The sequence below is a fragment of the Cupriavidus sp. GW821-FHT07C08 genome, assembly GCF_059419025.1.
In genome coordinates, this window is record NZ_JBWKQZ010000056.1 from 19,031 (window position 1) to 27,921 (window position 8,891).

Annotated in this window: 10 protein-coding genes; 5 read left to right on the forward strand and 5 right to left on the reverse strand. The window is 65.9% G+C overall.

The window, feature by feature from the left end:
• Positions 1-38: 38 nt before the first annotated feature.
• The 3 genes from AC07UK_RS37910 to purB form a co-directional block, all read right to left on the reverse strand.
• Entirely contained in the window at positions 39-608 is a 570-nt protein-coding gene (locus tag AC07UK_RS37910; protein ID WP_013957951.1) for a YceI family protein, read from the reverse strand.
• Between the two features lie 68 nt (positions 609-676).
• Positions 677-1,231: a cytochrome b gene (locus tag AC07UK_RS37915; protein WP_114133767.1), complete on the reverse strand. Its 555-nt coding sequence runs from the start codon at positions 1,229-1,231 to the stop codon at positions 677-679.
• A 281-nt stretch (positions 1,232-1,512) separates the two neighbouring features.
• Positions 1,513-2,889, reverse strand: coding sequence for an adenylosuccinate lyase (gene purB / locus AC07UK_RS37920; protein ID WP_436222610.1), 1,377 nt, complete (start codon positions 2,887-2,889; stop codon positions 1,513-1,515).
• 375 nt (positions 2,890-3,264) lie between these two features.
• On the opposite strand from purB, the gene AC07UK_RS37925 reads away from it, so the two are divergent.
• Positions 3,265-3,879 (forward strand): glutathione S-transferase C-terminal domain-containing protein, encoded by a 615-nt coding sequence (locus AC07UK_RS37925; protein WP_494688205.1) that lies wholly within the window; start codon positions 3,265-3,267, stop codon positions 3,877-3,879.
• Between the two features lie 63 nt (positions 3,880-3,942).
• Here the strand turns inward: AC07UK_RS37925 and mnmA are convergent, their stop codons facing one another.
• Positions 3,943-5,028 (reverse strand): tRNA 2-thiouridine(34) synthase MnmA, encoded by a 1,086-nt coding sequence (mnmA, locus tag AC07UK_RS37930; protein ID WP_340530909.1) that lies wholly within the window; start codon positions 5,026-5,028, stop codon positions 3,943-3,945.
• A complete protein-coding gene (locus AC07UK_RS37935; RefSeq protein WP_494688206.1) occupies positions 5,025-5,528 on the reverse strand; it encodes an NUDIX hydrolase in 504 nt (167 codons plus the stop codon). The genes mnmA and AC07UK_RS37935 overlap by 4 nt, the downstream gene beginning before the upstream one ends.
• Positions 5,529-5,794: 266 nt before the next feature.
• Here AC07UK_RS37935 and AC07UK_RS37940 point away from each other — a divergent pair, with 266 nt between their 5' ends.
• The 4 genes from AC07UK_RS37940 to AC07UK_RS37955 all read left to right on the forward strand — a co-directional run.
• The gene (locus tag AC07UK_RS37940; protein WP_436222613.1) at positions 5,795-6,916 is read left to right on the forward strand and encodes a Re/Si-specific NAD(P)(+) transhydrogenase subunit alpha; all 1,122 of its coding nucleotides are present in this window, start codon (positions 5,795-5,797) and stop codon (positions 6,914-6,916) included.
• Positions 6,917-6,975: 59 nt separating this feature from the next.
• Entirely contained in the window at positions 6,976-7,338 is a 363-nt protein-coding gene (gene panD / locus AC07UK_RS37945) for an aspartate 1-decarboxylase (protein ID WP_436222614.1), read from the forward strand.
• A 154-nt stretch (positions 7,339-7,492) separates the two neighbouring features.
• Positions 7,493-7,834 (forward strand): NAD(P) transhydrogenase subunit alpha part 2, encoded by a 342-nt coding sequence (locus tag AC07UK_RS37950; RefSeq protein ID WP_013957959.1) that lies wholly within the window; start codon positions 7,493-7,495, stop codon positions 7,832-7,834.
• Positions 7,834-8,891: NAD(P)(+) transhydrogenase (Re/Si-specific) subunit beta (locus AC07UK_RS37955; protein ID WP_494688207.1), on the forward strand; the 1,058-nt coding region annotated here is incomplete at its 3' end. The genes AC07UK_RS37950 and AC07UK_RS37955, both read left to right, overlap by 1 nt.

Below are 8,891 nucleotides of genomic sequence, written 5' to 3' on the forward strand. Positions count from 1 at the left end.
GTCGATTGGGTACGTCAGCGGAATACCGGCCTTGCTTGTTACTTCTTGGCCAGCACGATACGGAATTTGATCTGCACGTCGTCGGCCACCACGGAAGTGTCCTTCCATTCGCCGTCGCCGATATTGAAGACCGTGCGCTTGATCGGCAGCGCGCCCTCGAACACCTGGACGGCGCCTTCCTGGCGGTAGGTGGCGGGCACCACCACGTCCACGGTCTTGCCCTTGATGGTCAGCTTGCCGGCCACGTCGTACTTGCCCGGCGTGCCGTTCTTGATGCTGGTGGACTGGAACACGGCCTTGGGGTACTTGGCGGCGTCAAACCAGTCCTTGCCCTTCACTTCCTTGGTGGTCTCGGCGTCGCCGATCTCGAAGCTGGACACATCGATCTCGACCTTGGCCGACGAGGTCGCCAGCTTGGCCGGGTCGAAGCTGACCGCGGCATCGAACTTCTTGAACTTGCCTTCCATCGGCACGCCGATCTGGCGCGCGACCGCGGTCACCGAGCTCTTGGCGGCGTCAACCTGCGCCCAGGCCAGGTTGGCGGCAATGCCGGAGGCGGCCAGGACGGCGGCGATGACGAGCGAGCCGCGGCGGGAATTGCGTTTCATCTCAAAAAACTCCTGTCAGGGTCGGCGCAGCGCGCCGCGGTACGGAAAAAGTTGGCCGGGGCGGCGCCTCAGCGCAGGAACGGCAGCATCCGGCCCAGTGTGCCGTCGCGGTCGACGAACTGGTGCTTGACCGCCGCCGCTGCATGGACAACGACCACAGCCGCCATCAGGTAGTTCAGCCAGATATGGACAAACTTCAGTACTTCTTTCAGTTCGTCGTTCTTTTCCAGCAGCGCCGGCATCTTCCACAGGCCCAGGTAGACCACCGGCACGCCCGCGGCCGAGCTGTACAGGTAGCCGCTGATCGGCACGATCACGATCAGCAGGTACAGCAGGTGATGGGCGCCGGCCGCAGCCCTGGCCTGCCAGGCCGGCGTGCCGGGCGCCACCGGCGGTGCCGCATGGGTTGCACGCCACAGCACGCGCAGCACGGCAACCGCGAAGATCGTCACGCCCAGCCACTTGTGCCAGGAGTAGAGCTTGAGCTTGGTCGGCGTCAGCCCCGGAATGCCGGTCATGTACAGGCCGAGCCCGAACGCGGCGAAGATCGCCAGCGCAATGACCCAGTGCAAGGCGATCGCGGTGGCACCGTAGCCGGTGGGGGCATTGGCGGTAGAACGCATCGGATTCCTCTCGCTCGCGCAGGAGCGTTTCACAATTTTGGGGAGGGCACCGACGGGGGCTGGCCCGCCCGTGCGCTTACGATTCTCGCATTATTGCGGCGGGCTGTGCGCCGATGAAGGACAGTCCTTCATTAAGTTATTCAAATGCTTTGAAGTGACATTCTGTCGCAAGCGACACAAAGCCGCAGCGACCTGCGCCGCGCTGCGCCAGAAAAGCAAAAAGCCATCCTCGCGGATGGCTTTTGCAGCACGTCGCCCCTGTTTAGGGTCGGAATGAGGCGTCAGATGCGCTCGGCCAGCACCACGGCCTTGCCGATATAGCTGGCGGGCGTCATGTCCAGCAGCAGCTTCTTGGCGTCGTCGGGGATCGCCAGGCCGTTGATGAAGGTCTGCAGCGCCTCGCGCGAGATGCCCTTGCCGCGGGTCAGCTCCTTGAGCTGCTCGTACGGGTTGGGCACGCCGAAGCGGCGCATCACGGTCTGCACCGGCTCGGCCAGCACCTCCCAGCAGTTGTCCAGGTCTTCGTCCAGGCGCTCGGGGTTGGTTTCCAGCTTGCCCAGGCCGCGCAGGCAGGCCTCATAGGCCAGCAGGCTGTAGCCGAAGGCCACGCCGATATTGCGCAGCACGGTCGAATCGGTCAGGTCGCGCTGCCAGCGCGACAGCGGCAGCTTCTCGGACAAGTGGCGCAGGACCGCGTTGGCCAGGCCCAGGTTGCCTTCGGAGTTCTCGAAGTCGATCGGGTTGACCTTGTGCGGCATGGTCGACGAGCCGATTTCGCCGGCCTTGGTCTTCTGCTTGAAGTAGCCCAGCGAGATATAGCCCCAGACGTCGCGGTTCAGGTCGAGCAGGATGGTGTTGGCGCGGGCGATCGCGTCAAACAGCTCGGCCATGTAGTCGTGCGGCTCGATCTGGATGGTGTACGGGTTGAAGGCCAGGCCCAGGCGGGTCTCGATCACCTGCTTCGAGAAGGCTTCCCAGTCGAAGGTCGGGTAGGCCGACAGGTGGGCGTTGTAGTTGCCCACCGCGCCGTTCATCTTGCCCAGCAGCTCGACCTGCTCGATGCGCTGGATCGCGCGCGCCAGGCGCGCGGCCACGTTGGCCATCTCCTTGCCCAGCGTGGTCGGGCTGGCCGGCTGGCCGTGGGTGCGCGACAGCATCGGCTGCGCGGCATTGAGCCTGGCCAGCTCGACCAGGCGGGCGTGCACGCGCTTGAGCGCCGGCACCACCACGGCCTCGCGGGCGCCCTTGAGCATCATGCCGTGCGAGGTGTTGTTGATGTCTTCCGAGGTGCAGGCGAAGTGGATGAACTCGCTGGCGGCCTCCAGCTCGGCATTGCCCTTGACCTGTTCCTTGAGCCAGTACTCGACCGCCTTGACGTCATGGTTGGTGACGGCTTCGATTTCCTTGATGCGGGCGGCATCGGCCTCGCTGAACTTGTCCACCAGCGCCAGCAGCGCGGCCTCGGAGGCGGCCGAGAACTTCGGCATGTCGGGCAGGCCGGCCTGCGCCAGCGCGATCAGCCAGTGCACCTCGACCTTGACGCGGTTGCGCATGAAAGCGGCCTCGGACAGCCATTCGCGCAGCGCATCGGCCTTGGCGGCGTAACGGCCATCGATCGGGGACAGGGCGGTGAGCGGCGAAAGCGAAGAGGAGGTCATGCTGGAAACCGGGAAAAGGGAGGCAATGGAAGAAGGCGACGAACAAGGCGCGCCGCGGGGGCTGGCGCTGTCAGCGTTGGCGGCGGGAGGGATCGAAAAAGCGACTTTATGCGGCCGGATGCGTTCAAAACGCAATGCCGGCAGGCCCGCCGGCGCTGCGCAACGCGGGATTTTACCACCCCTGCCCCGGCTCCGGGCAGCGGTAAAGCGCCGCCGCGGGGCATCGGTGCGCAAGCCCGCATTCGCCACGCACCACGGGTATACTCGCGCACGCCGTTCCAGTAGCCTGTTATGAAGTGCATCGGGCAAGCCGCGTGCCCCACCGCCGCTGCCGCAGAGCGACGATGCACTTCATAACAAGCTCAAGGGGAGAACATGAAGCTGTATGCGTCCCGGACCAGTCCCTACGCGCGCAAGGTGCGCGTGGTGATGGCCGAGAAAAAGATCGAGTGCCAGCTCATCGAAGAGGATGTCTGGTCGCCCGAGACCAGGATCGGCCAGTTCAACCCGCTCGGCAAAGTGCCTTGCCTGGTCATGGAAGACGGCGGCGCGATCTTCGATTCGCGCGTGATCGTCGAATATGTCGACACCTTGACGCCGGTCGGCCGGATGATCCCGCAGGGCGGGCGCGAGCGCCTGGAAGTCCGCTGCTGGGAGGCGCTGGCCGACGGCCTGCTCGACGCTGCGCTGCTGGTGCGCCTGGAGGCAACCCAGCGCGAGCCGCATGAGCGCAGCGAGCGCTGGGTGCAGCGCCAGCGCGGCAAGATCGACGCGGCGCTGGTGGCCATGGCGCACGGCCTGGCCGACCGCCCCTTCTGCACTGGCACGCACTATTCGCTGGCCGACGTGGCAGTGGGCTGCGCGCTGTCCTACCTGGACTTCCGCTTCCCCGAGATCGCCTGGCGCGAGCGCCATCCCAACCTGGCGTCGCTGGAGGAAAAGCTGTCCAAGCGCCAGTCGTTTATCGATACGGAGCCGCCGCGCGGCTGATCCGCAGCGGCCGATAAGAAAACACCCGCCTCGAGCGGGCGTTTTTTCGTGCAGCTGCAGCGCTTACTGGATGATGCCGCCGCCCAGGCAGATGTCGCCGTCGTACAGCACCGCCGACTGGCCGGGCGTGACCGCCCATTGCGCCTCGGCAAACCCGAGCGTCAGCGCGTCGCCGTCCACCGCCTGCACCGTGCAGGCCGCATCGCTCTGGCGGTAGCGCGTCTTGGCCGCCATCGCCGCGCCCGCGGCAGGCGGCTCGCCGGCCACCCAGGACAGGTCCGACGCGGTCAGCACCGGCGTCAGCAGCCACGGGTGGTCGTGGCCCTGCACCACGTAAAGCGTATTGTTCGCCATATCCTTGCGCGCCACGTACCAGGCGTCGCCATTGCCGTCGCGGCTGCCGCCCAGGCCGATGCCCTTGCGCTGGCCCAGCGTGTAGAAGGCCAGGCCGATATGCTCGCCCACGACCTTGCCCTCGGGCGTCTTCATCGGGCCCGGCTTGGTCGGCAGGTAGCGGTTCAGGAAATCGCGGAACGGGCGCTCGCCGATAAAGCAGATCCCTGTGGAGTCCTTCTTCTTCGCGTTCGGCAGGCCGATCTCGGCGGCGATCTCGCGCACCCGCGTCTTGGGGATCTCGCCCAGCGGGAACAGCGTGCGCGACAGCTGCGCCTGGTTCAGCCGGTGCAGGAAGTAGCTCTGGTCCTTGGTATGGTCGAGCGCCTTGAGCAGCTCGAACCGGCCGGCCGCGTTCTGCCGCACGCGCGCATAGTGGCCGGTGGCGATGGTTTCCGCGCCCAGCGACATGGCATGGTCGAGGAAGGCCTTGAACTTGATCTCGGCATTGCACAGCACGTCCGGGTTGGGCGTGCGCCCGGCGGAGTATTCGCGCAGGAAGTCGGCAAAGACCCGGTCCTTGTACTCGGCGGCAAAGTTGACCGCCTCCACGTCGACGCCGATCAGGTCGGCCACCGAGACCACGTCCAGCCAGTCCTGGCGCGTGGAGCAGTACTCGCTGTCGTCATCGTCTTCCCAGTTCTTCATGAACAGGCCGATGACCTCGTAGCCCTGCTGCTTGAGCAGCCACGCGGTCACCGATGAATCGACCCCGCCTGACATGCCCACGACGACACGTTTTCCGGCACCACTCACAGCTGCGCTCCCAGCGGGACGGCCGCGGTCAGCGCCGACGGGTGCGTGTACAAGGCGTCCAGCGCAAAGCGCTTGCCGGCCAGGTAGTCGTTGACGCAGGCCATCACCAGCGGCGAACGGTGACGCTCCGGGCAGGCGCGCAGTTCTTCCGCGCTCATCCAGACCGTGCGCACGATGCCGGTATCAAGCTGGCGGCCGGCGTCGAGCGAGCCGAGGTCGCCGGTAAAGGCAAAGCGCACATAGGTCACATCGGTACCGGTGCGCGACGACAGCGAACGGCCCATGTAGCAGCCCAGCAGCGCGCGCGGTTCAAAGGTGTGCGCGGTCTCTTCCAGGGTTTCGCGGATCACCGCGCGGATCAGGCTCTCGCCCGGGTCCAGGTGCCCGGCGGGCTGGTTCAGGCGCAGCCCGTCGGCAGTTTCCTCTTCGACCAGCAGAAAGCGGCCTCCGCGTTCGATCACGGCGGCAACGGTCACGCTGGCATTCCAGTCACTTGACATGATGCTCAATTTTTAGGCAATCCCGCATTCTACCGGTTGCGGGCCCATCGTGCAGCGCCGCCGGTGAGCCCGGCTGGTGCTGGAATGCCGGCTGCAACTCCCCCTTTGGCGGTCGCCGCAAAAGCCGACCGGCCGGTCACCATTGAACGTCAGATTCCTGTAAGCTGCGAAAAAATTGTTGCGCTGCGGCTTAAGCCTGCGGCGCGCACGGGCCAGACGTCGGTCCGCCCAACCAGACAAGACGCCAGCTAAAGGAGAAATTGACGATGTACATCGGCATCCCGCAGGAGACGCGGGCCGGCGAGACTCGCGTCGCCGCCACCCCGGAGACAGTCAAGAAGTACGTCGCCCAGGGCCACAAGGTGGTCGTGCAGGCCGGCGCCGGCGTAAGCGCCAGCCAGACCGACGGCGCGTATGAGGCGGTCGGCGCCACCATCGGCACCGCAGCCGAAGCACTGGGCGCGCAACTGGTTTTGAAGGTGCGCGCACCGGACGAAGCCGAGCTGGCGCAGATGAAGCCGGGCGCCGTACTGGTCGGCATGCTCAATCCCTTCGACGCCGAGAACAACGCGCGCATGTCCGCCGCGAATATCACCGCCTTTGCGCTGGAAGCCGCGCCCCGCACCACGCGCGCGCAGAGCATGGACGTGCTGTCGTCGCAGGCCAACATCGCCGGCTACAAGGCCGTGCTGGTGGCCGCGCACCACTACCAGCGCTTCATGCCGATGCTGATGACCGCCGCCGGCACCGTCAAGGCCGCGCGCGTGCTGATCCTGGGCGCAGGCGTCGCCGGCCTGCAGGCCATCGCCACCGCCAAGCGGCTGGGCGCGGTGATCGAGGCCTCCGATGTGCGCCCAGCGGTCAAGGAGCAGATCGAATCGCTCGGCGCCAAGTTCCTCGACGTGCCCTTCCTCACTGATGAAGAGCGCGAGATCGCCCAGGGCGTCGGCGGCTATGCCCGCCCGATGCCGCCGGACTGGATGAAGCGCCAGGCCGAGCTGGTGCACCAGCGCGCCGTCCAGGCCGACATCGTCATCACCACCGCACTGATCCCGGGCCGCAAGGCGCCGGTGCTGCTGCAGGAAACCACCGTGGCGCAGATGAAACCCGGCTCGGTGGTGGTAGACCTGGCCGCGGCACAGGGCGGCAACTGCCCGCTGACGGTGGCCGACGAAGTGGTCAACCACAACGGCGTCATCATCATCGGCCACACCAACCTGGCCAGCATGGTCGCGGCCGACGCCTCGGCGCTCTATGCCCGCAACGTGCTGGACTTCCTCAAGCTGGTCGTCGACAAGGACGGCCAGTTCACGCTGAACCTTGAAGACGACATCGTCGCGGCCTGCCTGATGTGCAGGGATGGCCAGGTCGTGCGAGAGGCGGCGTAATTTCCACGGGCGCCGTGCGCCCACTGCTTTTGCATCAAGTGTATAAGGACGTATCACCCATGCAACGCATCATGCTCCGCGCCAAGCTCCACCGCGTCACCGTGACGCAGGCGGACCTCAACTACGAGGGTTCGTGCGGCATTGATCAGGACCTGCTGGACGCTGCCGACATGAAGGAGTTCGAGAAGATCGAGCTGTACAACGTGAACAACGGCGAGCGCTTCTCCACCTACATCATCAAGGGCGAGCGCGGCAGCGGCGAGATCTCGCTGAACGGCGCCGCGGCGCGCCGCGCGCACCTGGGCGACCAGCTGATCATCTGCACCTACGCGCCGATGAGCGACGAGGAGATCGCCGCCTACAAGCCCAAGGTCATCCTGGTGAACGAGAGCAACGGCATCAAGGAAATCAAGAAGTTCTGAGAGCGGACTGCCGCAGGGTTGCTCCCTCTCCCGCTTGCGGGAGAGGGAGCGCGCCGTCAGTCAGAGCCACTGGCCCTTGGCACGCCGTAATGCAGCAAAGAAAAGACACAGTCAAACGCCGCATCCCGGATTCAAAGCAACGGAGGAGAAGTCGATGGAGATGGTGAACCACACGGTGATCAACCTGATCATCTTCGTGCTGGCGATCTACGTGGGTTACCACGTGGTCTGGACGGTTACGCCAGCCCTGCATACACCCCTGATGGCGGTGACCAACGCGATCTCGGCGATCATCATCGTCGGCGCCATGCTCGCCGCGGGCCTGACCGAAGGCGGGGTCGGGCGCGTGATGGGCACGCTGGCAGTGGCACTGGCCGCGGTCAATGTGTTCGGCGGCTTCCTGGTCACCCAGCGCATGCTGGAGATGTTCAAGAAGAAAGAACCGAAGGCCAAGGCGCCTGAGGCCAAGCCGGCGCTGGCCAGGGAGGGCGCGTGATGACCGGTCTTGTCAGCATGAACCTCGTCACCCTGCTCTACCTGGTGGCCTCGGTCTGCTTTATCCAGGCGCTCAAGGGCCTGTCGCACCCGGCCTCGGCGCGCAAGGGCAATGCCTTCGGCATGATCGGCATGGCCATTGCCGTGGTGACCACGCTGGTCCTGATCATCAAGCTGAAGAATGAATTCCTCGCGGCGGGCACGGCCCAGTCGTCGGTGGGCACGGGCCTGGCGCTGATCTTCGCCGCGCTCGTGGTCGGCGGCGGCATCGGTGCCTACGTGGCGAAGAAAGTGCAGATGACCAAGATGCCCGAACTGGTCGCGGCGATGCACTCGCTGATCGGCCTGGCCGCGGTCTTCATCGCGGTGGCGGCAGTGGCCGAGCCGGCGGCGTTCGGCATCAGCCCGGCAGGCTCGCACCTGATCCCGCTGGGCAACCGCATCGAGCTCTTCATCGGCTGCTTCGTCGGCGCGATTACGTTCTCGGGCTCGGTGATCGCCTTCGGCAAGCTGGCCGGGCGCTACAAGTTCCGCCTGTTCCAGGGCGCGCCGGTGGTGTTTGCCGGCCAGCACTGGCTGAACCTGCTGCTGGCGGTGGCGATGGTGGGCTTCGGCGTCATCTTCTTCCTGTCGCAGGACTGGCTGCCGTTCCTGATCATGCTGGCGATCGCCTTCGTGCTGGGCGTGCTGATCATCATTCCGATCGGCGGCGCCGACATGCCGGTGGTGGTGTCGATGCTGAACTCGTACTCGGGCTGGGCAGCGGCGGGCATCGGCTTCTCGCTGAACAACCCGATGCTGATCATCGCGGGCTCGCTGGTGGGCTCCTCCGGTGCGATCCTGTCGTACATCATGTGCAAGGCGATGAACCGGTCGTTCTTCAACGTGCTGCTGGGCGGTTTCGGCGGCGCGACGGCGGCGGCGGCAACGGGCGACCAGCAGCAGCGCCCGGTCAAGTCGGGTTCCGCCGACGATGCCGCGTTCCTGATGGGCAATGCGGAGACGGTCATCATCGTGCCGGGCTATGGCCTGGCCGTGGCGCGCGCCCAACACGCGCT

Bases quoted from the DNA above. Each gene is read 5' to 3' on its own strand.
- AC07UK_RS37950 (WP_013957959.1), top strand. From the start codon at position 7,493: ATGGAGATGGTGAACCACACGGTGATCAACCTGATCATCTTCGTGCTG.
- AC07UK_RS37915 (WP_114133767.1), bottom strand. From the start codon at position 1,231: ATGCGTTCTACCGCCAATGCCCCCACCGGCTACGGTGCCACCGCGATC.
- AC07UK_RS37940 (WP_436222613.1), top strand. From the start codon at position 5,795: ATGTACATCGGCATCCCGCAGGAGACGCGGGCCGGCGAGACTCGCGTC.
- AC07UK_RS37910 (WP_013957951.1), bottom strand. From the start codon at position 608: ATGAAACGCAATTCCCGCCGCGGCTCGCTCGTCATCGCCGCCGTCCTG.
- AC07UK_RS37935 (WP_494688206.1), bottom strand. From the start codon at position 5,528: ATGTCAAGTGACTGGAATGCCAGCGTGACCGTTGCCGCCGTGATCGAA.
- panD (WP_436222614.1), top strand. From the start codon at position 6,976: ATGCAACGCATCATGCTCCGCGCCAAGCTCCACCGCGTCACCGTGACG.
- purB (WP_436222610.1), bottom strand. From the start codon at position 2,889: ATGACCTCCTCTTCGCTTTCGCCGCTCACCGCCCTGTCCCCGATCGAT.
- AC07UK_RS37925 (WP_494688205.1), top strand. From the start codon at position 3,265: ATGAAGCTGTATGCGTCCCGGACCAGTCCCTACGCGCGCAAGGTGCGC.